The sequence below is a fragment of the Lysobacter daejeonensis GH1-9 genome, from assembly GCF_000768355.1.
GTDB classification, from domain to species: Bacteria; Pseudomonadota; Gammaproteobacteria; order Xanthomonadales; family Xanthomonadaceae; genus Aerolutibacter; species Aerolutibacter daejeonensis.
The window spans coordinates 1-347 of record NZ_AVPU01000089.1 but is presented as its reverse complement, the minus strand read 5'-3'; the positions used below and the strand labels follow the sequence as shown (position 1 = coordinate 347).

The 347-nt window shown below is 56.8% G+C and carries 1 tRNA gene; it reads right to left on the bottom strand.

Annotated features, from left to right (window positions below):
• Window positions 1–114: 114 nt before the first annotated feature.
• Window positions 115–188: transfer RNA gene (locus N800_RS15095), tRNA-Cys, on the bottom strand.
• Between the last annotated feature and the right edge of the window lie 159 nt (window positions 189–347).

The following is a 347-nucleotide window of genomic DNA, read 5'->3' as shown; positions in this document are numbered from 1 at the left end:
GTGCTCTACCAACTGAGCTATTCCCGCGGGGAGCGCCATTCTACAGCAAAAAACACGTTTGTGAATAGCACCCTTTACAAAAAAAGGGCCCCGCCTAAGCGGAGCCCTGAAGTTTGGAGGCCGAGGTCGGAATTGAACCGGCGTACGCGGATTTGCAGTCCGCTGCATAACCACTCTGCCACCCGGCCGGATGACGATCGCTTTCGCGACAGGCCACAGCATACCGCCTGCAGCCACGATTGCACCATTCACGCCATGCAACCGCTGAAAAAACAAAACCCCGATTCCGGGGCCTTGTCTCGGGGCAAAACCCCTTGAAACTGGAGCGGGAAACGAGACTCGAACTC